The 394-nt window shown below is 50.3% G+C and carries 1 rRNA gene; it reads left to right on the forward strand.

The features are described from left to right. A 23S ribosomal RNA gene (locus tag P0G09_RS15890) occupies positions 1 to 394 on the forward strand; the annotation flags it as partial.

The following is a 394-nucleotide window of genomic DNA, read 5'->3' on the forward strand; positions in this document are numbered from 1 at the left end:
AGTCAGTTGATGAGTTAAATGCTTATCAGCGTGTTGACAAGCTGTGACGGGGAGCGAAATTATAGTAGCGAAGTCGTTGATGTCACGCTGCCGAGAAAAGCTTCTAGCGAATAATCAACTGCCCGTACCGCAAACCGACACAGGTAGTCGAGGAGAGTATCCTAAGGTGAGCGAGCGAACTCTCGTTAAGGAACTCGGCAAAATGACCCCGTAACTTCGGGAGAAGGGGTGCTGATCGCAAGATCAGCCGCAGTGAAAAGGCCCAGGCGACTGTTTATCAAAAACACAGGTTTCTGCAAAATCGTAAGATGAAGTATAGGGGCTGACGCCTGCCCGGTGCTGGAAGGTTAAAAGGAAGAGTTAGCTTCGGCGAAGCCCTGAATTGAAGCCCCAG

This window comes from Faecalibacterium sp. DFI.5.82 (assembly GCF_029076575.1).
Classification (GTDB): Bacteria; Bacillota; Clostridia; order Oscillospirales; family Ruminococcaceae; genus Faecalibacterium; species Faecalibacterium duncaniae.